At 72.5% G+C, this 24,319-nt stretch carries 24 protein-coding genes, 1 pseudogene and 1 riboswitch; of the genes and pseudogenes, 13 read left to right on the top strand and 12 right to left on the bottom strand.

Annotation, left to right across the window (positions count from 1 at the left end; translation table 11 throughout):
* Positions 1 to 69 precede the first annotated feature (69 nt).
* From ACK1X7_RS14595 to ACK1X7_RS14580, 4 genes are all read left to right on the top strand, one after another.
* Positions 70 to 1,395: an ArsA family ATPase gene (locus ACK1X7_RS14595; RefSeq protein WP_390792924.1), complete on the top strand. Its 1,326-nt coding sequence runs from the start codon at positions 70 to 72 to the stop codon at positions 1,393 to 1,395.
* Positions 1,396 to 1,562: 167 nt separating this feature from the next.
* Positions 1,563 to 2,036, top strand: a complete 474-nt coding sequence (locus tag ACK1X7_RS14590; RefSeq protein WP_390792925.1) for a DUF5304 domain-containing protein — start codon at positions 1,563 to 1,565, stop codon at positions 2,034 to 2,036.
* 57 nt (positions 2,037 to 2,093) lie between these two features.
* Positions 2,094 to 3,035, top strand: a complete 942-nt coding sequence (locus ACK1X7_RS14585; protein WP_216344823.1) for an ROK family glucokinase — start codon at positions 2,094 to 2,096, stop codon at positions 3,033 to 3,035.
* A 23-nt stretch (positions 3,036 to 3,058) separates the two neighbouring features.
* A complete protein-coding gene (locus ACK1X7_RS14580) occupies positions 3,059 to 3,856 on the top strand; it encodes an endonuclease/exonuclease/phosphatase family protein (RefSeq protein WP_385151786.1) in 798 nt (265 codons plus the stop codon).
* A gap of 89 nt (positions 3,857 to 3,945) precedes the next feature.
* On the opposite strand, the gene ACK1X7_RS14575 is transcribed toward ACK1X7_RS14580, so the two are convergent.
* Both ACK1X7_RS14575 and ACK1X7_RS14570 read right to left on the bottom strand, forming a co-directional pair.
* On the bottom strand, positions 3,946 to 4,596 hold the full coding sequence (locus ACK1X7_RS14575) for a hypothetical protein (RefSeq protein WP_385156719.1): 651 nt from the start codon (positions 4,594 to 4,596) through the stop codon (positions 3,946 to 3,948).
* On the bottom strand, positions 4,589 to 5,410 hold the full coding sequence (locus ACK1X7_RS14570; protein ID WP_382956373.1) for an alpha/beta hydrolase: 822 nt from the start codon (positions 5,408 to 5,410) through the stop codon (positions 4,589 to 4,591). The genes ACK1X7_RS14575 and ACK1X7_RS14570 overlap by 8 nt, the downstream gene beginning before the upstream one ends.
* A gap of 126 nt (positions 5,411 to 5,536) precedes the next feature.
* Between ACK1X7_RS14570 and ACK1X7_RS14565 the strand changes: the two genes are divergently transcribed.
* The 4 genes from ACK1X7_RS14565 (at position 5,537) to ACK1X7_RS14550 (ending at position 9,461) form a co-directional block, all read left to right on the top strand.
* A complete protein-coding gene (locus ACK1X7_RS14565) occupies positions 5,537 to 6,262 on the top strand; it encodes a lysophospholipid acyltransferase family protein (protein WP_059143424.1) in 726 nt (241 codons plus the stop codon).
* Between the two features lie 78 nt (positions 6,263 to 6,340).
* Entirely contained in the window at positions 6,341 to 7,576 is a 1,236-nt protein-coding gene (gene macS, locus ACK1X7_RS14560; RefSeq protein WP_385156722.1) for a MacS family sensor histidine kinase, read from the top strand.
* Positions 7,573 to 8,253, top strand: coding sequence for a response regulator (locus ACK1X7_RS14555; RefSeq protein WP_385156714.1), 681 nt, complete (start codon positions 7,573 to 7,575; stop codon positions 8,251 to 8,253). The genes macS and ACK1X7_RS14555 overlap by 4 nt, the downstream gene beginning before the upstream one ends.
* A gap of 179 nt (positions 8,254 to 8,432) precedes the next feature.
* Complete coding sequence (locus ACK1X7_RS14550; protein WP_361498356.1) at positions 8,433 to 9,461, top strand: 6-phosphofructokinase; 1,029 nt, start codon at positions 8,433 to 8,435, stop codon at positions 9,459 to 9,461.
* A 162-nt stretch (positions 9,462 to 9,623) separates the two neighbouring features.
* Here ACK1X7_RS14550 and ACK1X7_RS14545 read toward each other — a convergent pair whose 3' ends face one another.
* Together ACK1X7_RS14545 and ACK1X7_RS14540 are read right to left on the bottom strand one after the other, a co-directional pair.
* Entirely contained in the window at positions 9,624 to 11,579 is a 1,956-nt protein-coding gene (locus ACK1X7_RS14545; RefSeq protein WP_398159329.1) for an anthranilate synthase family protein, read from the bottom strand.
* A gap of 92 nt (positions 11,580 to 11,671) precedes the next feature.
* Positions 11,672 to 11,728, bottom strand: a complete 57-nt coding sequence (locus tag ACK1X7_RS14540) for a trp operon leader peptide (RefSeq protein ID WP_107119202.1) — start codon at positions 11,726 to 11,728, stop codon at positions 11,672 to 11,674.
* Positions 11,729 to 11,904: 176 nt separating this feature from the next.
* Here ACK1X7_RS14540 and ACK1X7_RS14535 point away from each other — a divergent pair, with 176 nt between their 5' ends.
* Both ACK1X7_RS14535 and ACK1X7_RS14530 read left to right on the top strand, forming a co-directional pair.
* The gene (locus tag ACK1X7_RS14535; protein ID WP_216344830.1) at positions 11,905 to 13,254 is read left to right on the top strand and encodes a class II 3-deoxy-7-phosphoheptulonate synthase; all 1,350 of its coding nucleotides are present in this window, start codon (positions 11,905 to 11,907) and stop codon (positions 13,252 to 13,254) included.
* Positions 13,255 to 13,394: 140 nt separating this feature from the next.
* Positions 13,395 to 13,652 carry a (2Fe-2S)-binding protein gene (locus ACK1X7_RS14530; protein WP_413115147.1) on the top strand — a complete coding sequence of 86 codons (258 nt, stop codon included), beginning with the start codon at positions 13,395 to 13,397 and terminating at the stop codon, positions 13,650 to 13,652.
* Between the two features lie 43 nt (positions 13,653 to 13,695).
* Here ACK1X7_RS14530 and bfr read toward each other — a convergent pair whose 3' ends face one another.
* A complete protein-coding gene (bfr, locus tag ACK1X7_RS14525) occupies positions 13,696 to 14,211 on the bottom strand; it encodes a bacterioferritin (RefSeq protein ID WP_398159328.1) in 516 nt (171 codons plus the stop codon).
* Positions 14,212 to 14,369: 158 nt separating this feature from the next.
* On the opposite strand from bfr, the gene ACK1X7_RS14520 reads away from it, so the two are divergent.
* Positions 14,370 to 14,993, top strand: coding sequence for a sulfite oxidase-like oxidoreductase (locus tag ACK1X7_RS14520; protein WP_361498365.1), 624 nt, complete (start codon positions 14,370 to 14,372; stop codon positions 14,991 to 14,993).
* A 48-nt stretch (positions 14,994 to 15,041) separates the two neighbouring features.
* Here the strand turns inward: ACK1X7_RS14520 and ACK1X7_RS14515 are convergent, their stop codons facing one another.
* Entirely contained in the window at positions 15,042 to 15,551 is a 510-nt protein-coding gene (locus ACK1X7_RS14515; protein ID WP_390792929.1) for a DUF4396 domain-containing protein, read from the bottom strand.
* A gap of 81 nt (positions 15,552 to 15,632) precedes the next feature.
* Entirely contained in the window at positions 15,633 to 16,526 is an 894-nt protein-coding gene (locus ACK1X7_RS14510; RefSeq protein WP_413115146.1) for a deoxyribonuclease IV, read from the bottom strand.
* A 14-nt stretch (positions 16,527 to 16,540) separates the two neighbouring features.
* On the opposite strand from ACK1X7_RS14510, the pseudogene ACK1X7_RS14505 reads away from it, so the two are divergent.
* Positions 16,541 to 16,819: pseudogene (locus tag ACK1X7_RS14505) on the top strand (hypothetical protein); the annotation flags it as partial.
* Positions 16,820 to 16,936: 117 nt separating this feature from the next.
* On the opposite strand, the gene pknB reads toward ACK1X7_RS14505, so the two are convergent.
* The 5 genes from pknB to thiO form a co-directional block, all read right to left on the bottom strand.
* The gene (gene pknB, locus ACK1X7_RS14500; protein WP_398159326.1) at positions 16,937 to 18,877 is read right to left on the bottom strand and encodes a Stk1 family PASTA domain-containing Ser/Thr kinase; all 1,941 of its coding nucleotides are present in this window, start codon (positions 18,875 to 18,877) and stop codon (positions 16,937 to 16,939) included.
* Between the two features lie 87 nt (positions 18,878 to 18,964).
* Entirely contained in the window at positions 18,965 to 19,423 is a 459-nt protein-coding gene (locus tag ACK1X7_RS14495; RefSeq protein WP_361498371.1) for an SRPBCC domain-containing protein, read from the bottom strand.
* A gap of 553 nt (positions 19,424 to 19,976) precedes the next feature.
* Positions 19,977 to 20,867, bottom strand: a complete 891-nt coding sequence (locus ACK1X7_RS14490; RefSeq protein WP_413115145.1) for a thiazole synthase — start codon at positions 20,865 to 20,867, stop codon at positions 19,977 to 19,979.
* An 8-nt stretch (positions 20,868 to 20,875) separates the two neighbouring features.
* Positions 20,876 to 21,076 (bottom strand): sulfur carrier protein ThiS, encoded by a 201-nt coding sequence (gene thiS / locus ACK1X7_RS14485; protein ID WP_014060033.1) that lies wholly within the window; start codon positions 21,074 to 21,076, stop codon positions 20,876 to 20,878.
* On the bottom strand, positions 21,073 to 22,260 hold the full coding sequence (thiO, locus tag ACK1X7_RS14480) for a glycine oxidase ThiO (protein WP_385153914.1): 1,188 nt from the start codon (positions 22,258 to 22,260) through the stop codon (positions 21,073 to 21,075). Before thiO ends, thiS begins: the two co-directional genes overlap by 4 nt.
* 57 nt (positions 22,261 to 22,317) lie before the next feature.
* A riboswitch (TPP riboswitch) is annotated at positions 22,318 to 22,431 on the bottom strand.
* 629 nt (positions 22,432 to 23,060) lie between these two features.
* On the opposite strand from thiO, the gene ACK1X7_RS14475 reads away from it, so the two are divergent.
* Complete coding sequence (locus ACK1X7_RS14475; RefSeq protein WP_385153917.1) at positions 23,061 to 24,242, top strand: NAD(P)/FAD-dependent oxidoreductase; 1,182 nt, start codon at positions 23,061 to 23,063, stop codon at positions 24,240 to 24,242.
* Positions 24,243 to 24,319: the final 77 nt, after the last annotated feature.

Genomic DNA, 24,319 nt, shown 5'->3' with positions numbered 1-24,319 from the left:
GCTCCGGCCGGGCGGATCATCCAACCCGCGCCGCGCATCTGACGCACCACCCTGCCGGAGGCTCCCTTCATGCGTACGGTCCTCGTCACCGGTACCGGCGGCGCGGGCCGCACCACCGTGGCCGCCGCGACCGCCCTCGCCGCCGCCCGTGAGGGGCAGCGGACGCTGCTGCTCACCGCCGACCCGGACGGCACCCCCGAGGCACTGCTCGGCATCCGCTCGCTGCGGTCCGCCCCCGGGCGGTCGGCGGACCGGCTGCCGTGGTCCGTGCCCGTCGAGTTCGCCCCCGGGGTGTGGGCCGCGCGGATCATCACCGACGAGTGGTTCCGCGGTGAGCTTTCCGCCTTGCAGGACCGCGGCCACGGCCTGCTCGACCTGCTCGGCGCCACCCCGCTGGACGGCGAGGAGCTGACCGCCCTCCCCGGAGTGGAGTCCATCGCGCTGCTGCGCGCCCTGCGCGCCGCCCAGACCGCCCCGCCCGGCACCGGCTGGGACGTCCTCGTCGTCGATATGCCGCCCGCGCCGGACACCGTCGCGCTGCTCGCGCTGCCCGAGCAGTTGCGGCGCTATCTGCGACGGCTGCTGCCCGCCGAACGGCAGGCGGCCCGCGCGCTGCGGCCGATGCTGGCCCAGTTGGCGGGGGTGCCGATGCCCGCACAGAAGCTGTACGAGACGGCCGAGCGCTGGGAGCGGGAGCTGGCCGCCGTCCAGGGGGTGGTCGAGTCCGAGGCCACGACGGTACGGCTGGTCGTGGAGCCCGGGCCGCTCGCCGACCGGGCGCTGCGCACCGCCCGCGCCGGGCTGGCGCTGCACGGCTGCCGGGTGGAGGCGGTGATCGCGAACCGGCTGCTGCCCACCGGCACCTCCGACCCGTGGCTCGCCGCGCTCTCCGGCCAGCAGCAGGACGCGCTCAAGGAGCTGTACGAGCAGTGGGCGCCCGCCGTCCCGGTCCGTGAGCTGCCGCATCTGGGCCGCGATCCGCATGGCGTCGGCGACCCGCGGGGCGCGGAGCCGCGGCCCGGTGCGGACGGCGAGGACGGTGTGGACGGTGTGGACGGCCGGCGCGCCCCGGCCGGGCTCGCCGCGCTCGCCGGGGCCGTCGGGGCCCCCGCGGCGCGGCCCGACCGGCCCGCCCCCGACCCCTGGACCGTCGAGGACCGGCTGGCCGACGACGGGGTGCTGCTGTGGCGGCTGCCGCTGCCCGGTGCCGACCGCGACGGGCTCGGGCTGGTGCGCCGGGGCGACGAACTGATCGTCAGCGTCGGCCCGTTCCACCGGGTGCTGCCGCTGCCGTCCGCCCTGCGCCGCTGCACCGTCTCCGGCGCCGGGCTGCGCGACGGATGGCTCCAGGTGCGCTTCACCCCCGACCCCGATCTATGGCCGAAGCGGCTCTGAACCCGGCTCCGGACCGGGGCGGTCCGGGGCTCGGTCGCCGGCCGGTCCCCGGCTCCGGTCCTGGCCGGTCCCGGGCTCTGACCCCGCCCCCCTCCTTCGGGTAACGTCGGTCACAAGCCCGGATGAACGTCACCGGGCAGTCAGCATCCCCGCCGCAGGAGTTCGCCATGAGCGATGCCACCGAGCGCCCCGCAGAGCCTCCGCTCACCGATGTACCGGTCACCGAGATGGACCCCGACGCCTGGGAGCGGGCGTGTGCCGAGGACCTCGCCGCCGAGCGGGCCAGGCGGCGGACCCGGCAGACCGCCGAGGAGCCGGGCAGCGTCGCCGAGGAGTTCCGCAAGCTGGCCGACGCGCTCGCCGACAAGGTCGCCGGTCTCCAGGCGCCGCTCGCCGGGACGGCGGTTCAGGGGGCCGTACAACAATTGATCGAACAGGCGAAGGCCGCCGCGGAACCGGTCATAGAGCGCAATCCCGATGTTTTCGAACACCTCGCCAGTGCCGGATCCGAGCTGCTCGCCGCCTATCGCGCCGCCGTGACCGGCCAGGAGCGGCGCTGGAGCCAGGGCGCCGAGGGCAGCCCGAAGGATCGCGGCGAGCAATCGGAGAGTTCGAGTAGTGAACACATCGACCTCGACTGAGCGCCACCTCCGGTACCGTTAGCGTCGGCGGGGTTCGACCAAATAACTGAGGGACTCATGGGACTCACCATCGGCGTCGACATCGGCGGTACGAAGATCGCGGCCGGCGTGGTCGACGAAGAGGGCTCGATTCTCGAGACGAGCCAGGTTTCGACCCCGCAGACTCCCGAGGGAGTCGTCGACGCCATCGCGGACGCGGTGCGCATCGTCAGCGAGGGACACGAGATCGAGGCCGTCGGCATCGGCGCGGCCGGATATGTGGACGACAAGCGCGCCACCGTGCTCTTCGCACCCAACATCAACTGGCGGCACGAGGCGCTCAAGGACAAGGTCGAGCAGCGTGTCGGCCTGCCCGTGGTGGTGGAGAACGACGCCAACGCCGCGGCCTGGGGCGAATACCGCTTCGGCGCCGGGGTCGGCCATGACGACGTCGTATGCATCACCCTCGGCACCGGCCTCGGCGGCGGCATCATCATCGGCGGCAGGCTGCACCGCGGGCGCTTCGGCGTCGCGGCCGAGTTCGGCCACATAAGGGTCGTCCCCGACGGCCTGCTGTGCGGCTGCGGCAGCCAGGGCTGCTGGGAGCAGTACGCCTCCGGCCGTGCGCTGGTCCGCTACGCCAGGCAGCGCGCCGCCGCCACCCCGGAGAACGCCACGATCCTCCTGGGCCTCGGCGACGGCACCTCCGAGGGCATCGAGGGCAAGCACATCAGCGACGCCGCCCGCCAGGGCGACCCGGTGGCCATCGACTCCTTCCGTGAGCTGGCCCGCTGGGCCGGGGCCGGGCTGGCCGACCTCGCCTCGCTCTTCGACCCCTCGGCGTTCATCGTCGGCGGCGGGGTCTCCGACGAGGGCGATCTGGTCCTGGAGCCGATCCGCAAGTCCTTCCGGCGCTGGCTGGTCGGCAATCAGTGGCGTCCGCACGCCCAGGTGCTCGCCGCCCGGCTCGGCGGCAAGGCCGGGCTCGTCGGCGCCGCCGACCTGGCCCGCCAGGGCTGAGCGGCGAGGGGGGAACCGTCATCGTGCCGCTCGCGGACCTGCCCGGATCCACCACCGGCCCGGACGCGGCCGTGGTGCGGGTGCTCAGCTACAACATCCGCTCGATGCGTGACGACCGCGAGGCGCTGGCCCGGGTGATCCGGGCCTGCTCCCCCGATGTCGTCTGCGTCCAGGAGGCGCCGCGCTTCTTCCGCTGGCGCAAGGCCGCCGCCTGGCTGGCCCGGGAGACCGGCCTCGTCTACACCACGGGCGGGGCCACCGCCGCCGGCCCGATGATCCTCACCTCGCTGCGCGCCCATGTGGAGCACGCCGAGGACACCCTGCTGCCCCGTGTGCCCGGGCTGCACCGGCGCGGTTTCGCGACCGCCGTGCTGCGCTTCGGCGGCGGCCACCGCGACCCCGGCGGCCGGGAGGGCGGCGACGGCGTCCGGCTCGGCGTGGTCAGTTGCCATCTGAGCCTCGCGGAGGCCGAGCGCTACGAGCAGGCCGGGCTGCTGCTGGACCATCTGGCCGCGCTGGACGTCCCGTACGCCATCGCGGCCGGAGACATCAACGACCGGCCGGACGGCCTCGCCTTCCGCCGGATCGCGGGCAAGCTGCGGGACGGCTGGGCCACCGAGCCCTGGGGGAGCGAGGCCACCTCGAACCCCAAGGACCCGCATCAGCGCATCGACGCCGTCTTCGCCTCCGAGGGCGTCGAGATCATCGGCTGTGGCGTTCCGGCCGGGCTGCCCGGTGTCACCGACGCGGACCTCCTGGCGGCCACCGACCACCTTCCGGTCCTGGCCGCGCTCCGGCTGCCCCGCGTCGCCCCGGCCTGAGGCCGATCGCCCCCGTGCGGAGCCGGAGCCGGAACGTCCGGCTCCGGAGCGCCGGGGGCGTCTGACGGCCTCAGGCCGCAGACCCCGGGTCAGACGACGGCGCCGCGCCCCGGGTCCTCGTCCTCTTCCTCGTCGTCGTCCTTCATCCGCATCACCAGCGTGACGAAGCCGCCCAGGAAGCCCCCGACGCCCAGCGTCGCGATCCACCAGACCATCTCCACCTGGAACAGCACCACACCGAGCAGCAGCAGTGGCCCGCCCAGCACACCCAGCCAGGCGAAGCGGGAGGTGGTGTCGGACTCGGGGAGCGGCGGCGGCTCGGGCGGGACGAAATGGCCCTCGTCGGTCTCGTCGAAGTCGTCCTCGGACGGTTCCTCGGGCTCCCAGTCGCGGGGGCCGACCCCCGGGGCGTAGACGATGAAGCCGCCCACCGGCTTCCCGGTCTTGTCGGTCTTGGTCAGCCCGCCCGTCGCCGCCCCGCCGACGGCCTCGCCGTCACCGGGGCCGTCGCGGTCGGTATCGGTGACGGTGTCGGTGTCGGAGCCGGTGTCGTCGTCCGCCGCGGAGGGGCGGTCCTGGTCCCGCTCCCGCTCCTCGTCGAGGTTCTCGGCGGCGGGCCATCGCTCGGCGCCCGGGGGGTCCTGCGGCTCCTCCCCGTACGCGGCGACGATGGCGGCGAAGGCGGCGTCGTCATCGCGCCGCGCGTCCGCCTCGTTCTCATTCGAGTCGCGCTCAGCCACTGGCCGCCGCCCCCTCCTTCCCGCTTCCCTTCCCGAGGTCGGTCCGGGTGTCGGTGTCCTCACCCATACCCGCCGTCAGCCGGGTGATGAACGTGTCCGTCTCCTCGAAGATGAACTCGGCGTCATGGTCCAGGGTCGCCACGTGGAAGCTGCGCTCCAGCAGCCGCTCGGTGACGTCCCGCGAGGACACCTGGCTCAGGATGCGCTCGGAGTCGGCCGGCGGCACCACATGGTCCTGGGGGCTGTGCATCACCAGCAGCGGCTGGGTCACCTGGGGCAGTTCGGCGTCGACCACCCGGTAGAGGCGGCGCATCGAGTGCACGGCGTGCAGCGGCATCCGGTCGTAGCCCGACTCCCGCGCCCCCGGCTTGGCGATATCGCTCGCGATGCCCTTCACCGAGGGCACCAGATGACGCAGCACCGGAAGGGCCACGGCCAGCGGATCGTGGATGCGGTTGGCCGGATTCACCAGGGCCAGGCCGCTGATGGCCGCGCCGTGCTGGGCGGCCAGCCGCAGCGCGAGCGCCCCGCCCATCGAAAGACCGCAGACGAACACCCGCTCACAGGCGCGGCTCAGCGACCGCAGCTCGCGGTCCACCTCCGCGTACCAGTCCTGCCAGCCGGTGACCGCGAGGTCCTGCCAGCGGGTGCCATGGCCGGGCAGCAGCGGTAGTGAGACGGTCAGACCACGGGCCGCGAGATGGTCGGCCCAGGGCCGCACGGACTGCGGGGAACCGGTGAAGCCGTGACAGACGAGGACGCCGATCTCTCCGCCGTCATGGCGGAACGGCTCGGCTCCGGGCAGGAGCGGCACCACGGATCTCCGTTCACTGGGGAAGCGGGTATCGAGGTCCTCAGCGTACGCGGCGCGCCGCATAGGGGGTAGGCAGGTTAAGGTCTCCTCGTCGGATACAGGAGGTCCCGGTTGTTCTACGGCGCTATGAAGCTGTCGGTGGGTGGCGCGTTGAAGCTCACCTTCCGGCCCTGGGTCGAGGGGTTGGAGAACGTCCCCGCCGAGGGGCCGGCCATCCTCGCGAGCAACCACCTCTCCTTCTCCGATTCCTTCTTCCTGCCCGCGATGCTCGACCGGAAGGTCACCTTCATCGCCAAGCAGGAGTACTTCACCACCCCCGGGGTCAAGGGGCGGCTGACGGCGGCCTTCTTCAAGGGCGTCGGTCAACTCCCGGTGGACCGCTCGGGTTCGCGCGGCGCGGGCGAGGCCGCCATCAAGGCGGGCATCGAGGTGATCAAGCGGGGTGAGCTCTTCGGCATCTACCCCGAGGGCACCCGCTCGCCCGACGGACGGCTCTACCGGGGCAAGCCGGGCGGCCTGGCCCGGGTCGCGCTCGCGACCGGTGCGCCGGTGCTCCCCGTGGCGATGATCGACACCGAGAAGATCCAGCCCCCCGGCAAGGTCATGCCCAAGCTGATGCGGCCCGGTATCCGGATCGGCAAGCCGCTGGACTTCAGCCGCTACCACGGCATGGACGGCGACCGCTTCATCCTGCGCTCGGTGACCGACGAGGTCATGTACGAGATCATGAAGCTCTCCGGCCAGGAGTACGTGGACGTCTACGCGACCGCCGCCAAGCGGCAGATCGCGGATGCCGAAGCGGCCCGTAAGGCGGCCGAGAAGGAGAAGGACAAACACAAGTCCGGCGCCTAGCCGCGCCGCACCGGGGGGTGGGGGACGTTGACGGAGCGGTCCAGAGGTGAGCGCGCCGGGGGCGAGCGCGTGGTGCGGATGTCCGTCGAGCAGCCGCTGTGGCAGGCGCTGACCGCCTACCGGGTGCTCACCCTGCTCTACGCGCTCGGCCTGTGCGTCTACTCCTTCGACGACTACGACCACCCGCTCGGCGCCGTCGTCTATCTGGCGGTGCTCACGCTGTGGACGGCGCTCACCTTCCGGATGGTCGCCTCGGCCGAGCGCTGCACCCGGCAGTTCCTCGTCGGCGACCTCGGCATCGCGGTGACCGGCATTCTGCTCACCCCGCTCGTGGACAGCCACGACCGGATCGCCGACGGCACGCCCACCCTGCCCTCCATATGGACGATGGGCGCGGTCCTCGGCTTCGCGATCAAGGGCGGCTGGCGCTGGGGCGCCTCGGCCTCCACCGTGGTCTGCGCCGCCAATGTGATCGAGCGCGGCGGCTTCGCCCAGGACACCGTCCATATGCTGTCGTTGGTGTGGGTGGCGAGCGTGGGCATCGGCTACGTCGTCGAGGTGGCCCGCGCCAGTGAGCGCACCCTCGCGCGGGCGCTGCGCATCGAGGCGGCGACCCGGGAGCGGGAGCGGCTGGCCCGCGACATCCACGACAGCGTCCTCCAGGTGCTCGCCATGGTGCAGCGGCGCGGCGCCGCGATCGGTGGCGAGGCGGCCGAACTGGGGCGGATGGCGGGGGAGCAGGAGATCGCGCTGCGCACCCTGGTCTCCACCGGTCTGGTGACCCCGCCGCGCGGGGCGGACGCCGCACCCGACCCGGACGGCCCGACGGACGAGGCGGGCCCGCCGGCCCCGCCCTGTCCGCCCGACCCCGAGCGCTCCGACGGCGGCCCCTGCGATCTGCGGGCCCTGCTGGCGCCGCACGCGGGATCCCGGGTCACCTTCTCCGAACCGGGCGCCCCGGTGCTCCTCCCGGCGGGTGTCGCCGGGGAGTTGGCCGCCGCCGTGGGCGCCGCCCTGGACAACGTGCGGGTCCACGCCGGGGAGGACGCCCACGCCTGGATCCTGCTGGAGGACGAGCCGGACGCGGTGATGGTGACCGTACGGGACGACGGCCCCGGCATCCCCGAGGGGCGGCTGGCGGACGCGGAGGCGGAGGGCCGTCTGGGGGTGGCCCTGTCGATCCGGGGACGGCTGCGCGACCTCGGCGGCACCGCCGCGTGGATCTCGGCGCCGGGGCAGGGCACCGAGGTGGAGTTGACGGTTCCGAAGGCGCCTGCGAAGAAGGCGAAGGCAAAGGGGGAAGCGGCACGATGACCGCTCAGCACGACGGCCGCCCGATGACGGTGATGGTGGTCGACGACCATCCGATGTGGCGCGACGCGGTGGCCCGGGACCTGGCCGAGGCCGGGTTCGACGTGGTGGCCACGGCCGGGGACGGACCGCAGGCGGTCCGCCGGGCCAAGGCCGCCGGGCCCGATGTCCTGGTGCTCGACCTCAACCTGCCCGGGCTGCCGGGGGTCGAGGTGTGCAAGGAGGTCCTCGCCGACCGCCCCGAGCTGCGGGTGCTGGTGCTCTCCGCGAGCGGTGAGCACGGGGACGTCCTGGAGGCGGTCAAGTCCGGGGCCACCGGCTATCTGCTGAAGTCGGCCAGCACCGAGGAGCTGCTGGACGCGGTGCGCCGTACGGCGTCCGGCGACCCGGTGTTCACCCCCGGCCTCGCGGGCCTGGTGCTCGGCGAGTACCGGCGGCTCGCGGGCGAGCCCGCCCCCACCGCCGCCGACCAGCCGGCCGTCCCGCAGCTCACCGAGCGTGAGACGGAGGTGCTGCGGCTGGTGGCCAAGGGGCTGTCGTACAAGCAGATCGCCGAGCGGCTGGTCATCTCGCATCGCACGGTGCAGAACCACGTCCAGAACACCCTCGGCAAACTCCAGTTGCACAACCGCGTGGAGCTGGTCCGCTACGCCATCGAGCGCGGCCTGGACGACGCCTGAGGCCGTCCGACTGACCCCGTAGCGCCGCCGCACCCCTCGTACGGGTGAAGTTCAAAACCAACTCCCCTGATCCGCACGGGAATCGACTGACGCCCCATCCCGTGTGACCTGGATCACCGTTAGCGTGGCTCTCCGTACCGGGCCCAATCACGGGATTCCATGGGAGAAGGGAAGAAACGATGCGGGTCGGAGTGCTGACCGGCGGCGGTGACTGCCCCGGGCTCAACGCGGTCATCCGCGCCGTCGTGCGCAAGGGCGTACAGGAATACGGCTATGACTTCATCGGCTTCCGGGACGGCTGGCGCGGCCCTCTCGAGAACGACACCGTTCCCCTCGACATCCGCGCGGTGCGCGGCATCCTGCCGCGCGGCGGCACCATCCTCGGCTCCTCCCGCACCAACCCCCTCAAGAGCGAGGACGGCATCCGACGGGTCAAGGAGACCCTGGTCAAGCAGGAGGTCGACGCGCTGATCGCGATCGGCGGCGAGGACACCCTCGGCGTCGCCGCCCGGCTCTCCGGCGAATACGGGATCGCCTGCGTCGGCGTCCCCAAGACCATCGACAACGACCTGTCCGCCACCGACTACACCTTCGGCTTCGACACCGCCGTCAACATCGCCACCGAGGCCATCGACCGGCTCCACACCACCGCCGAATCGCATATGCGCGTGCTCGTCGTCGAGGTGATGGGCCGTCACGCCGGATGGATCGCCCTGCACTCGGGGCTCGCCGGTGGCGCCAATGTCATCCTCCTCCCCGAACAGCGCTTCGACGTCGACCAGGTCTGCGCCTGGGTCGAATCCCGCTTCAAGATCCGCTACGCCCCGATCGTGGTCATCGCCGAGGGCGCCATGCCCAAGGACGGCGACGCGGTCCTCAAGGACGACTCGACGGACTCCTTCGGGCATGTCCGGCTCTCCGGGGTCGGCGAATGGCTGGCCAAGGAGATCGAGAAGCGCACCGGCAAGGAGGCCCGCACCACCGTCCTCGGCCATGTCCAGCGCGGAGGCACGCCCAGCGCCTTCGACCGCTGGCTGGCCACCCGCTTCGGGCTGCACGCCATCGACGCGGTACGGGACGAGGACTTCGGGAAGATGGTGGCGCTGCGCGGCACCGATATCGTCCGGGTTCCGCTTGCCGAGGCGACCGCACGGCTCAAGACCGTCGATCCCTCGCTCTACGCCGAGGCCGAGGTCTTCTTCGGCTGAGGCCGTCTGGGTGCAGTACGGCGATGGGCCGGGCGCGTTCACCGCACCCGGCCCATCGTCACGCCCATCGTCATGCCGCCAGGACGGGCGGGCCGTCCGGATCAGCAGCCTCGCGGGCCGGTGGGCCGTCCGGATCAGCAGCCTCGCGGACCCGTGGGCCCTTCAGACCAGCACGGCCGCCAGCAGCTCCGCCACCAGCGCCGCCCCGTCCCGCGACAGCACCGACTCCGGGTGGAACTGCACCCCGGCGAAGCCCGGTCCGCGCAGCGCGTGCACCTCGCCGGTCACCGGATCCCGGCTCAGCTCCACGCGGTGCATGGCCAGCTCCGTCTCCGCCGCCTCGTCGCAGCGCGCCGTGAAGGTGTTGTAGAAGCCGACGGTCTCCTCGCGCCCGAAGAAGTCGATCCGCTCCTGCGCGCCCTGGAACGGCACGTCCTTGCGCACGATCTCCAGCCCCAGCTCGGCCGCGATCAGCTCGTTCCCCAGGCACACCCCCAGCAGCCCGTGCCGGTGCCCGGCCACCAGCTCGGCGGTCAGCGACCGCAGGAACCGCATCTTGGGGTCGGCCGCATCGCCGGGGTCGCCCGGCCCCGGGCCGAGCACCACGGGCCCCCGATGCGCCAGCGCCGCCTCCCGCACCCCCGGCTCGTCGTACCGCCGCACGGTCACGGTCAGCCCCGAGGTGCGCAGCAGATGCGCGAGCATCGCGGTGAAGGTGTCCTCGGCGTCGATCACCAGGGCATGCCCGGACAGCCCCCCGGCCGCGGGCCCGTCCGCCGGCGGCGGGGTCTGCTGCATCCGCAGCCAGAACGGCGCCAGGTCGGCCCGCCGCGCGTCCAGCGCCGCCCGCACCCGCGGATCGTCCGCGAGCCGGGGCCGCGGGCCCTGCCCCTGCGGCCGTACGGGCGCCGGCCGCGCGCCCAGCGCGGTCAGCACCCCGGCCGCCTTGGCATGCGTCTCGGCCACTTCGCCGTGCGGGTCCGAGTGGCGGACGAGCGTCGCGCCGACCGCCACCTTCAGCGATCCCCCGGGGTCGATATCGGCGGTGCGGATCAGGATCGGCGAGTCCAGGGTCTGCGCGCCGCCGCCGTCCCGTCCGATCAGCGCGAGCGCCCCGGCGTAGTAGCCGCGCCCGGCCCCGTCCGGCCCGAGGGGCTCATAGCGCTCGATCACCCGGCAGGCGTTCTGCACCGGCGACCCGGTGACCGTCGCGGCGAACATCGTCTCGCGGAGCACCTCCCGGACGTCGAGCGAGGAACGGCCGCGCAACTCGTACTCGGTGTGCGCGAGATGCGCCATCTCCCTGAGCCGGGGCCCGATCACCGTCCCGCCCATGTCGCCGACGGTGCACATCATCTTCAGCTCCTCGTCCACGACCATGGACAGCTCCTCCACCTCCTTGCGGTCGTGCAGGAACTCCAGCAGCCCCTCCGCGCTCGCCCCGCTCTCGGGGTAGCGGTACGTCCCGCTGATCGGGTTCATCACGACCGTCCCCCCGGACATCCGCACATGCACCTCGGGGCTGGCCCCCACCAGCGTCCGCCCGTCCGCCAGCCGCACCACATACGTCCAGTAGGCGCCCCGCTCACCGGCCAGCAGCCGCCGGAAGAGCGCGAGCGCGTCGCCGCGGCCGAAGCCCGGGATCTCGCCCCGGAACGTCCGCCGGATGACGAAGTTGGCGCCCTCGCCGGTGCCGATCTCGTCCTCGAGGACCCGGCTCACGATCGACGCGTACGCCTCGTCGTCCACGTCGAACGCCCCGTCCTCGACCCGCACCCGGTGCGCGGGCAGCGCCTCAAGCGCCTCGGCGAGCGGCAGCTCGTAGCTCTCCCGGGGGCGCAGCACGGCCAGCGGCGTCCCGTCGTCGCGCACCTCGAACCCCCGCTCGCGGATCTGCCGGAACGGCACCAGCGCGAGGGCGTCCGCCACCGGCGCGCCGTCCTCCGGCGCGCCGGTCGGCAGCGGGATGTCGGTCAGCCGCGCCACCTCGCCGACCGGGCCGAGCAGCACCTCGACGGTGTCGGGTGCCCGGCCCGGGGTGCGTCGGTGCAGCAGGGCGAAGGGCGGCGCGTCGTCGGCGAGCAGCCGGGCGACGACGGCCTCAGCGGTGTGGTGCATGGCGGATGGTTCCTTCCGAAATGAGGAACGACCCGCGGAAACGCCGAAGGCCGCCCCTCGGGCGGCCTTCGCGAGATCTTGGAGTGCGCGATTCAGCGGGCCGCCGGATGAGCGGTCCACCACCAGGTCATGGTCAGTCGCGCGAACATGCGGTGGACTTTACCTCAGCGACGGGGCACGGGGTCAGCCGGCGCGGCCGAGCCGAGGTTTTCGAATGCGGTGGGACGAGGGCGGGGGCGCGGGTCGCGTCCATGGCGTGGTGGAAGATGTCTCACCCTGTGGGCAACCGGCTGGACGCCCGTGGAGACCCCGTAACCTTGTGCGGGTGACCGTGAACGCTGAAACCCACGCCGGTGGCCACACCTGGCAGTCTCTTCCCGCGGCGCAGCAGCCCGACTGGCCGGACCGAGCGGCTCTGCGCGATGTGATCGCTGAGCTTGAGTCCTATCCGCCGCTCGTCTTCGCGGGCGAGTGCGACGCGCTGCGGCACCGCCTGGGGGCCGTGGCGCGGGGCGAGGCGTTTCTGCTCCAGGGCGGGGACTGCGCCGAGGCATTCGACGGCGTGGGCGCCGACCAGATCCGTAACAAGCTGAAGACCCTCCTCCAGATGGGCGCCGTGCTGACCTACGCCGGGTCCGTCCCGGTGGTGAAGGTGGGCCGGATCGCCGGGCAGTACAGCAAGCCGCGCTCGAAGCCGACCGAGACCCGCGACGGGGTGACCCTGCCCACATACCGTGGCGACTCCGTCAATGGCTTCGAGTTCACCCCCGAGGCGCGGATCCCGGATCCGCAGCGGCTGAAGCGGATGTACCAGGCGTCGGCCTCGACGCTGAACCTGGTGCGTGCCTTCACCACCGGCGGCTATGCCGACCTGCGCCAGGTGCACGCCTGGAACCAGGACTTCGTGAAGTCGTCGCCGTCGGGCCAGCGCTACGAGGCGCTGGCGCGCGAGATCGACCGGGCGCTGTCCTTCATGAACGCCTGCGGGGTGGACCCGGAGGAGTTCAAGACCGTCGAGTTCTTCTCCTCGCACGAGGCGCTGATCCTGGACTACGAGACGGCGCTGACCCGCACCGACTCCCGCACCGGTGAGCTGTACGACGTGTCCGGCCATATGGTCTGGATCGGTGAGCGCACCCGGCAGCTCGACGGGGCGCATATCGAGTTCGCCTCGAAGGTCCGCAACCCGGTGGGCGTGAAGCTGGGCCCGACGACCACGCCGGAAGAGGCGCTGTCGCTGATCGAGCGGATCGACCCGGACCGCGAGCCGGGCCGGCTGACCTTCATCACCCGGATGGGCGCGGACAAGGTCCGCGACAAGCTGCCCAACCTGGTGGAGAAGGTGACCGCCTCCGGTGCCCAGGTCGTCTGGGTCTGCGACCCGATGCACGGCAACACCTTCGAGGCGGCCTCCGGGCACAAGACCCGCCGCTTCGACGATGTGCTGGACGAGGTCAAGGGCTTCTTCGAGGTCCACAAGGAGCTCGGCACCCACCCGGGCGGCATCCATGTGGAGCTGACCGGCGACGATGTCACCGAGTGCGTGGGTGGCGGCGACGAGATCTTCGTCGACGATCTGCACCAGCGCTACGAGACGGCGTGCGACCCGCGGCTCAACCGCAGCCAGTCGCTGGACCTGGCGTTCCTGGTGGCGGAGATGTACCGGGACCAGTGAGGGCCATCCGGTAGAGATCATAAAGACGCAGGTGGGGCGCGGATCACAACGATTCGCGCCCCTTGTCCGTTGTGGGGCTCCGGTGCGACAGGTAAGGTAAGGGTTACCTCACTGATCAACGCCACCGCTGGAGAGAGCCCGTGTACGTCTGCTCATGCTTCGGCATCACCGAGCAGCAGGTGCGTCAGCACGCGGAAACGGGCGCGTGCACCCCGCGCCAGATCGCCGGTGCCTGCAAGGCGGGCACGGACTGCGGATCGTGCGTGCGGAAGATCCAGGCGCTGCTGGGCCGCGGCGCGTGCCCCCGGCGCGAGGCGCTGGACCCGGTCGTCCTGACGACGGCCGCGGCGAAGGCTGCCGCTTCCGTCCCGGCGCCTACGGCGGCCGAGGCGGCCTGACCAACGGCCCGGCCCGGTCGCTCCGGGCTCAGTGGTTCCGGGCTCAGTGGCCCTTCCCGGAGTAGTTGCCCTCGCCGTGACCGTCGCTGGGCTGCTCGATCTGCTGGGCGATATAGAGGGCCTCACCGAGCTTTTCGATCAGTTCGAGCTGGGTGTCGAGATAGTCGATGTGGAGTTCCTCGTCGGCGAGGATGTACTCGAAGAGATTGGCCGAGGTGATGTCGCCCTTGGACCGCATCAGCTCGATGCCCCGCTTGAGGCGATCGATCGCCTCGACCTCCACCTGCCGGTCGGCCTGGAACATCTCGGTCGCCGTCTGGCCCACCCGGACATGGAAGAGCCGCTGGTAATTGGGCAGGCCATCGAGGAGGAGGATCCGGTCGGTGAGAAGCTCCGCATGCTTCATCTCATCGAAGGACTCCGACCGGGTGTATTTGGCAAGCCGAGTCCAGCCAAAGTGGTCCTGCATCTTGGAGTGCAGAAAGTACTGATTGATCGCGGTCAGCTCGCCGGTTAGCTGCTCGTTGAGGAACTCGAGGACCTCGGGGTCACCCTGCATCGGAGGGGCTCCTTCCAATCCGATCGGGAACGGCAGGTTCCGCGCATCGTGTCACCGCGCCTGTTGGGGCGTCCAGTAAGTGCACGCTTAGTACGAGTTGTGCCCGTCCCTGATGCCCTGGTCATGACCACCCCCGGCGGTCTGAGACCATGGAGCCCATGGGTCAGTCGGAAAGCCGCGAGGGGGAGCTCGCGAAGCTGCCCCCTGGGCAGCGACTCCAGCGCGGTTGGCCGGTTACGCACTATGGGCCGGTCCCGAAGTTCAGGCCGGAGCGATGGGAGTTCCGGGTCTTCGGCGCCACGGCGGACGGCGATAAACACTGCTGGACACATGAAGAGTTTTCGGCACTGCCGTACTCGACGGTCGTGGCCGATCTGCACTGCGTCACCAAATTCAGCATGCTCGGCGCCGAATGGGGCGGGGTTTCCGCGCTGGAGATCATGGGGCTGGCGCCCCCGGCACCCGATGTCACCCACGTGATGGTGTGGGCGGAATACGGCTTCAGCTCGAATCTGCGGCTGACGGACTTCATGGCGGAGACCACGATTTTCGCGACCCACAAGGACGGGGAGCCGCTCACCGCCGAGCACGGTTTTCCGGTGCGGCTGGTGGTGCCCCATCTCTATGCCTGGAAGGGCCCGAAATGGGTGCGCGGCGTGGAGTACATGACCGCCGACCGCCGCGGCTTCTGGGAGGAGCGCGGCTACCACAACGTCGGCGACCCGTGGGCGGAGCAGCGCTACTCCTACCAGGAGGAGCCGGGCGACGGCCCGGAGTTCTAGTCCGGGCCGCCGCCGGGCGGTGGTGTTCACGGCGTCTCCGCGTCGCGGTCAGTGGTGCTGGTGGACCACCGCATGCCCCTTGCCCCGCGCGATCATCCACTTGTTGACCGGCGTGGTGAGCAGGAATGCCACCACGAACGACAGGGCCAGGCTGAGCCAGAAGAGCGCGTCCGACAGCGTCGCGTCCATCGCGCCGGGGAAGAGGGCGATCGTTCCGTTGTCGGCCAGTTCCATGATCGTGATCGATACGGTGTCGGCCGCCAGGGCCACCCGCAGCGCGCTGCGCACATCGAGCCCCGCCCGCAGCACGCCCCGCATGGTCAGGGAGTAGCCGAAGACGAAGGCGAGCGCGATCGCCAGGATCATGGTCGGGACGTTGTGCCAGGCCAGGGCCGTGCCGATGGCCATGCCCGCGATCTCGCCGATGGCGCAGCCGGTGAGGCAGTGCAGGGTGGCCCGGGCGGCCATCGACCAGCTCGTCGCGCCCTTACGGTGCTCATGGTGTTCATGGCGCTCGTAAGGTTCGCTCCGTGTGTGCTCATGCTGCCGCATGTTCATACCCCCAGCGGTGATCGGTGATCGGTCGACCCCGTCAACGCCATACCCCCTAGGGGTATTCCTCCATGTGTCGGGCTTCTTTCAGGCCACCCCCGCGCCCCTGGTGCGCAACTCCTTCAGCCGGGCCACATCCGCCGCATGCCCCTCCGTACCGTCCGGTCCGCCCGGCGTCTCGATCACCAGCGGCACACCGTCCGTCGCGGGGTGGCTGAACAGCTCGCGGAACGGCTCCGCCCCGATATGCCCGGCCCCGATATTGGCGTGCCGGTCCTTGTGGGCGCCGACCACGTCCTTGGAGTCATTGGCGTGGATCAGCTTGAGCCGCCCCTCACCGGCGACGGCCACCAGCTCGTCCAGGGTCTGCTTCATACCGCCCGGGGCGGCGAGGTCATGGCCCGCCGCGAACACATGGCAGGTGTCCAGGCAGACACCGAGCCGGGGGTGCCGGTCGAGCGCCTCGACGTACGGGCCCAGGTCCTCCACCAGCGCGCACAGCGAGGTGCCCTGCCCGGCGGTCGGCTCCAGCAGCAACCAGGGGTCGTCGTCCCGGGTCAGCTCGTCCAGCAGCGGCAGCATCCGCTCCCGCACCTGCGCGATCGCGGTGGCCCGCGCGCGTCCCCCGGTCGCCGAGCCGGTGTGGACGACGACGCCGAGCGCACCGATCTCCCGGCCGCGCCGGAGCGAATGGCGCAGGGACTCCACGGAGCGGTCGGCCGTGGTCTCGGTGTGCGAACCGAAGTTGATCAAGTAGGGGGCGTGGACGTAGGCAGGTATCGACCGCTCGGCGCAGGCGGCGCGGAACGCCTCGTCCTGGGCGGGCGCACCGGCCGGGGTGGCCCAGCCGCGCGGATTGGCGACGAAGACCTGGACGGTCTCGGCGCCGATGTCGGCGGCGTGCGCCAGACCGACGGTGGCGAGGCCACCGGCCACACGGATATGGCCACCGATGGGATTGCGGATGCGATGCGTACTCACGTAATCAAGGTTCCCAGGTGAGGAGGGCCCGCATGATCGGGCCCGGCCGCACCCTCCACTTCCACGCGACCGACACCGCACCGGAGGTGGCGGCGGAGTGGGTGGTCGACCTCACCGGCGACGCGATCACCTGGCGCCGGGCGCATGAGAAGGCCGCGGTCGCGGTACGCGGGCCGCTGACCGATCTACTGCTGACCATCTACCAGCGGCGCCCGGCCCGGTGCGTGGCCGTCGAGATCGTGGGGGATGAGAAGCTGCTCGACTTCCGGCTGGAGCGGGTCAGCTTCGGCTGACCGGCCGGAGCCAGGGGCCGGGGCCGGCTGCCGGACGGATCGCGGATCGCGCTCGCCGTCCGGCAGCCGCAAGGCCGCTGGGCCGGAGCCCTGGAAGGCCCCCAGAAGCAGGGAGCCCTAGAACACGCCGCCCTTGATCTTGATGGTGATCGTGCTCCCCTTGGGCGCCTCGTCCCCGCCGGCCACCGACTGGTCCTGCACCTTGTCCCCGGGGAACAGCAGCGCCTTCTCGACGTCCACCTTGAAGCCGGCCCCCTCGAGCTGCGCCTTGGCGTCGTCGGCCGTCATACCCGTGACGTCCGGCACCTCGATCATCTGCACGCCCTTGGAGACGGTCAGCGTGACCGTATCGCCCTTGGCGCCCTGTTGGTCGCCGTCTCCCGAGGGGGACTGCTCGGCGACCGAACCCTTGTCCTCCTCCGAGAACACCTGCCGGTCGGCGATCTTCACCTTGAAGCCCTGGTCCTCCAGCTCGGACCGGGCCTCGTCGACCGATTCGCCCACCACGTCCGGGATGTCGACCGGCTGGCCCTTGCTGACCACGATCGACACCGGTGTCTCGGGGCGGCGCACGGAGCCGGAGACCGGGCTGGTGGAGAGGACCGAGTCCTGGGCCGTCTCACTGCTGAAGCGGCGGATGACCTTGCCGACCCGCAGCCCCTGGTCCGCGATCTTCCGCTTGGCCTCGGCCAGCGGCATGCCCACCACATTGGGCACCTCGGCCCGCGGCGGCCCCTGGGAGACCCGGATGGTCACGGTGCCGGTGTCGCGGACGCGCTCGCCCGGGCCCGGCTTGGAGCCGATGACCTTGCCCTTGGGGATGACATCGCTGAACTCGTTGACGACCTTCACATCGAGCCCGGCGCCGTGCAGCTTCTTCTCCGCCTCCGCCCGGGTCTTCCGCAGCACCGGCGGGACCTCGGTGAACTGGCCGACGCTGATGTACCAGATACCGGCGGCGAGGGCGATCGCCAGCACCACCGCGGCGGCGATCGTCATGATCCCGCGGCGCGACATCCGGCCCCGGCCGCTCCGGCCTTGCCCCTGCCGGCGGGGCGGTTCCGGCGGCAGCTCCAGCCGGCTGGTGAGGTTGAGCCGCTCCTGCTCGTCGTCGACGGCCGCCGCCGGGCGCGGAATCACCGTCGTACGGTTCTCGGCACCGGCCGAGGTGTCCTCCCTGGCCTGCGGGGGCACCGCGTCCAACTGGTCATCGGTCAGCGCGGACCGCACCGCGCGGGTCGCGCTCAGCAGCGCGACGGCGTCGGCGGGGCGCCCCTCGGCCGCGCGCGCGGTGGCCGAGGCGACCAGCTCGTCCAGCTCGGGGGCGACCCCGGGCGCGAGGTCGGACGGCGGCGGGACGTCCTCGTTGAGGTGCTGGTAGAGGACCTGCGCCGGGGTGCTGCCGCCGTGCGGCTTGGCGCCGGTCAGCATCTCGTACAGCACCACACCGCAGGCGTAGACATCGGCGCGGGGGTCGGCCGTGCCGTGCTCGATCTGCTCGGGCGCGAGATAGGACACGGTGCCGAGGACGGTGCCGGTGGAGGCGCTGGTGTTGGTGTCCACCGCCCGGACCAGGCCGAAGTCGGCGACCTTGACCCGGCCGTCGTCCCCGATCAGCACATTCTCGGGCTTCATGTCGCGGTGGACGAAACCGGCGCGGTGGGCCGCCCCGAGCGCGGCCAGCACCGGCTCCAGGATGTCCAGCGCGGCGCGTGGATGCAGGGCCCCGCGCCCGCGGAGCACATCGCGCAGGGTGCAGCCCGCGACGTATTCCATGGCCAGATAGACATGGCCGCCGTCCGCTCCCTGGTCGTAGACGGCGACCACATTGGCGTGCGCGAGTCTCGCGACGGACTTCGCCTCACGGATGAAGCGGTCGACGAAGGCGGCGTCGGAGGCGAGGCTCTGGTGCATCACCTTCAGGGCGAGCACACGGTCCAGCCGGGTGTCGACGGCCCGGTAGACCGTCGCCATCCCGCCGACGGCGATCCGCGCCTCAACGCGGTAGCGGCCGTCGAGCTCCTGCCCGACGAGGGGGTCCTGGAGGGTCGTATCCACGGGGGAAGTCTACGAGGCGTCGATCTGAGCCATGACCGCCCGCCCCAGGTGGGACGGGTACTGGAGCGGAACGGTGACAACGGCGGGTCAGTTGTGCGACGCGGCGGCGATCGCGGCCAGCTCCTCGAGCGCGGAGGTCCAGGACAGCGTGGCGTACTCGGCGTGCTTGGCCTTGGCGGCCTCGGGGACGGCCAGGGCACGGATACCGCTCTCCGCCAGCCGCAGCCGGGTGCCCCGCCCCTCGGGGGAGAGCGCGAACTCCACCAGGGTCGCCTCCCCGGGGTCCGAGGGCGCGTGATCGGGCTCCAGGGCCAGCCGGAAGCGGAAGAGCGTGTCGGGGACCGCCCGCTCGACCTGACCATGGAACTCTCCGTGTTCGTCCCACCGGAACCGGAGCCTCCCACCCGGGTGCGGATCGATCTCGCAGCCACCGGGGGCGTACCAGACGCGGATGTGCTCGGGCGTCGTCAGCACCCGCCACACCCGGTCGATCGGCGCCGCTACGTACACCTCGCGCTCGATCCGGTCGTCCACGGTCACGGACACGGCGACCACCTCCGCGCTGCGCGCTGCTCCCTCAATCCACGGTAGAGGGCCGCACCGGGCCGTCAATCCAGCCTCTGCGGCGCTTCCGCAATCCAGCCCCTGCGGTGCTCCCTCAACCCAGCCCCTCCGGCGCGGTCCGTCAATCCAGCCCCTGCGGTGCTTCCGCATTCCAGCCCCTGCGGTGCTCCCTCAACCCAGCCCCTCCGGCGCTCCCTCAATCCAGCCCCTGCGGTGCTTCCGCATTCCAGCCCCTCCGGCGTTTGAGGAGCGGGGTCCGGGGCGGAGCCCCGGCGGGGGCCGAGGGGGCGGAGCCCCGCCCCACGCGGCGGAGCCGCAAATCGATGCTGCGGGAAGGGGCGGGGTGGGGGACTACCGCCGAAGGCGCCCACAGGCCGGACGCCGGGCCCGGGCGGAGTCTGGCCGGGGGCCGCGGGCCGGGGGCCGGGGGCCGGGCGGCTCGGACGCGGGGCTGGCCGAACGCCCTGCCCGGACGGCGGGTGGCCGGACGGCGGCCCCGGACAGCGGGTGGCCGAGCGCCGGGCCCGCACGGGCCCTAGCCGAAGGCCGGGCGCTCGGGGTCCAGGGCCGCCAGGCCCTCCGCCGGGCTGGACGCCTCGGCGAAGTGGCGGCGCGGGATCCGGCCCGCCCGGTGGGCCAGCCGACCCGCCTCCACCGCATGCCGCATCGCCCCCGCCATCAGCTCCGGCTCCTGGGCCCGGGTGACGGCCGAGGCGAGCATCACCGCCGCGCACCCCAGCTCCATGGCCAGCGCGGCGTCCGACGCCGTGCCCGCGCCCGCGTCCAGGATCACCGGCACGGTGGCGCGCTCGGTGATGAGCTGGAAGTTGTGCGGATTGCGGATGCCGAGACCGGAGCCGATCGGGGAGCCGAGCGGCATGATCGCGGCGCAGCCGACGTCCTCCAGCTTCCGGGCCAGGATCGGGTCGTCATTGGTGTACGGGAGGACCGTGAACCCGTCGTCGACCAGTGCCTCGGCGGCGTCCAGCAGCTCGATCGGATCGGGGAGCAGGGTGCGCTCGTCGGCGACCACCTCCAGCTTGACCCAGTCCGTGCCCAGGGCCTCCCGGGCGAGGCGGGCGGTGAGCACGGCCTCACCCGCGGTGAAACACCCGGCGGTGTTGGGGAGCGGGCGGATGCCGTGCCGGTTGAGGACGGAGAGCACCGACCCCTGCACCGTGGGGTCGAGCCGCCGCATCGCGACGGTCGTCAGCTCGGTGCCGGAGGCCAGCAGCGAGCGTTCCAGGATCTCCAGGCTGGGAGCGCCGCCGGTGCCCATGATCAGGCGGGAGCCGAAGTCGGTTCCGGCGATGGTGAGCGGGTCGGGGGTGGCGAGGGGCGCGCGGCCCGGGGCGTTCGGGGCAGTGGTGACGGGTGTGGCGGCCGTGGTGTTCGTGGCGGCCGCAGCGGCCGTGGTGGGAGCCATGGGTGGGATCAGCCTCCTTGGACCGCGGTGAGGACCTCGACGCGATCACCGTCGCCGAGCGGGGTCGCGGGCCATTGGGTGCGTGGGACGACCGTCTCGTTGACGGCGGCGGCGACGCCCGAGGGCGCCTGGGTGAGGGTCGCGACAAGCCGGTCGAGGGTGGTCCCGTCCGGGACCTCGCGGGGCTCGCCGTTGACGGAGACGGTCATGGGTGCTGCTCCTGTGCTGGGGTGAGTGTGGCTGCGGGGGCCGCGAAGCGCAGCGGGGTGAACGGCCGGGCCACCGGCGGGAGTTCTCCGCTCGTCAGCGCCTCGGTCATGACATCGCCGGTGATCGGGGTGAGCAGGACGCCGTTGCGGTGGTGGCCGGTGGCCAGCAGCAGCCCCGGAAGCGCGGTCGGGCCGAGCATCGGGGCGTTGTCGGGGGAGCCGGGGCGCAGCCCGGCGCAGGTCTCCACCAGCGGCAGTTCGGTGATGCCGGGCACCACCTCATGGGCGTCCCGCAGCAGTTCGTACACCCCGCCCGCGGTGACCGTGGTGTCCCAGCCCAGCTCCTCGCTGGTCGCGCCGATGACCAGTTCGCCGTTCTCGCGCGGCACCAGGTAGACCGGCCCGCCGCGCACCACGGCCCGTACGGTCCGGGAGAGGAACGGCGCGTACCGCTCGGGCACCGACAGCCGCAGCACCTGCCCCTTGACGGGGCGTACGGGCGGCAGCACGTCGTCCGGGACGCCCGCGAGCCGTCCGCTGAGGCTGCCTGCGGCCAGTACGGTCCGCTCGGCGGCCAGGCGCGTGCCCCCGGTCAGCTCGATCCCGATGGCGCGGTCGCCGTCCACCAACAGCCGCTCCGCGCGGGCGCGGTGAAAGGCGACCCCGGCCCGCTCGCACGCGGTGAGCAGCGCCGCCGTCAGCCGCCGCGGGTCCACCTGGTCGTCGCCGGAGACCCGCAGCCCGCCGTGCACGCCCGGCGCGAGCATCGGTTCCAGACGGCGGCATTCACGCCCCGTCAGCCACTCGGACTCCAGCCCGAGCCCCTGCTGGAACGTATGCAGCTCGCGCAGATGGGCACGGTCGTCGGCGTCGAACGCCACGGCGAGCGTGCCGCACACGCGGTGCCCCACGTCCTGGCCGCTCGCCTCCTCCAGCTCGGCCACGAAGTCCGGATAGCGGCGCGCGGAGGCCAAGTTGAGCCCGAGGAGGGTCTGCTCACCGTAATGAAGCTCGGTGACCGCGGCCAGCATCCCCGCCGCCACCCAGGCGGCTCCGCCGCCGGGCGCGGGGTCGGCGAGGACGGTACGCAGCCCCCGCTGGGCCGCCCGCCAGGCCGTGACCAGGCCGATGATGCCGCCCCCGATGACGAGGACGTCGTAGCGCCCGTCGGGCGGCCCGCCCACGGATGGTCGGCCGCCAAGCCCAGAGGTGTGTGGTCCGTCGTAGTGACCTGGTGCGTGCGTGGACACGCTGCCCCTCCCTTCGCCGGCATGACCCGGATCAGGTTCGTACGGTCGGAGGCCGTCTCAGCCTCCCTCTCAGCCCGGTCCGCCCGGGCTCCCGCGAGTGCTCTGCCCCGCCACCCTAGTACGCCCCCGAATCCCCCGAAACCCCGACCACCCGCCATGCAACAGGGCCCCACCGGGTCCCGACCCAACCCCTCCGACGCCTTTACGCAGCCGCTCCGACGCCTCAACTCAGCCCTGACGTTTCCGTAACCCGCCCCCTCCGACACCCCGCCCGAGCCCCTCCGGCGTCCCACCCACCCCCTCCGGCGCGGGCCGTCAATCCAGCCCCTCCGGCGTTTGAGGAGCGGGGTCCGGGGCGGAGCCCCGGCGGGGGCCGAGGGGGCGGAGCCCCTTCGTTTCGGGAAGGGGCGGGGTGGGGGACCACCGCCGAAGGCGCCCACAAGCCCGCACCCGCCATCCGGCCCCCGCCCCAGCCCCCCGCCCCAGCTCTCGCCAGAACCCCCAGAGCGGGGCCGGGCCCGAGAGGGCCGAGCCACACCCCGCCGAAAGCCAAGCCACCCCCCACCAGAAGCCAACCACCCCCACGCCCCACCCCTCTGTGCCCGAGATCTCCCCTCGTCCTCTCCGGTCCGCCCCACCAGCCGCAATACAGTGATCGTGTGAGCGATGAGACGACGACGAAGCCGTCCTCGAGCGGCGGCGGCGAACAGCGGGTGGTGATCGTCGGAGCGGGCATGGCGGGGGTGCAGACCGCCGTCGCGCTACGCGAACAGGGCTGGACGGGGGAGATCGTCCTGCTGGGCGCGGAGCCCCACCAGCCCTACGACCGGCCGCCGCTGTCCAAGGCCGTGCTGCTCGGCAAGGCCGAGGGCTCGACGCTCGACGTGGACTTCGCCGGGCTCGGCATCACGCTGCGGCTGGGCGTCCAGGTCACCGGGCTCCGCACGGACAAGCGGCTGGTCGAGACCGCGACCGGACAGCTCCCGTACGACGTCCTGGTGATCGCCACCGGCGCCGAGCCGATCCCGCTGCCGGGCAGCGAGGGCGTACCTGGCGTCCATCTGCTGCGCACCCTGGACGACGCGGTGCGGCTGCGCCCGGTGCTCGCCCGGCAGCGCGAGATCGCGGTCGTCGGGGCGGGCTGGATCGGCGCGGAGTTCGCCACGGCGGCGCGCGAGGCGGGCTGCGCCGTGACCGTCGTCGAGGCCGCGGACCGGCCGCTGGCGGGCGCCCTCCCGGCCGAGGTCGCGGCCCCCATGGCGGCCTGGTACGAGGACTCCGGCGCCCGGCTGGTGACCGGCGCCCGAGTGGCCTCCGTGGACGAGAGCGGGCTGGTGCTCGGCGACGGCACCCGGCTGCGGGCGGGCGCGGTGGTCGTCGGGATCGGGGCCCGGCCGGCCACGGACTGGCTGGCGGGCTCGGGCGTGGAGCTGGCCGAGGACCGCTCGGTCGCCGCCGACAACCGGCTGCGCAGCTCGGCGCCGGATGTCTACGCGGTCGGCGACTGTGCCTCCTTCCCGTCCGCCCGCTACGGCACCCGGCTGCTGGTGCACCACTGGGACAACGCGCTCCAGGGGCCGCGCACCGTCGCCGCCAATGTGGTGGGGAGCCGGACGGCGGCCCACTTCCCCGGCGTGGTCTACGACCCGGTGCCGTATTTCTGGTCCGAGCAGTTCGGGCGCTTCGTGCAGTACGCCGGGCACCATTCGGAGGCCGACGAACTGGTCTGGCGCGGCGATCCGGCCGGTGCCGCCTGGTCGGTGTGCTGGCTGCGCGAGGGCGCCCTGGTCGCCCTGCTGGCCGTCGGCCGTCCGCGCGATCTGGCCCAGGGGCGCAAGCTGATCGAGCGCGGCGCCCGGCTGGACCGGACGCGGGCCGAGGACCCGTCGGTGCCGCTGAAGTCGGCCGTGTGCTGACCGGCCGGTCGGCCGCTGGGCGGGACGTCCGGGACGGGCCGGGCGGCCCGCGCGGCGGGCGCCCGGCTACCCACTGT

It is taken from the genome of Streptomyces sp. CY-1 (genome assembly GCF_047218265.1).
GTDB lineage: Bacteria > Actinomycetota > Actinomycetes > Streptomycetales > Streptomycetaceae > Streptomyces > Streptomyces niphimycinicus.
The sequence above is the reverse complement of the archived record's forward strand: the minus strand, read 5'-3'. Positions and strand labels throughout refer to the sequence as shown.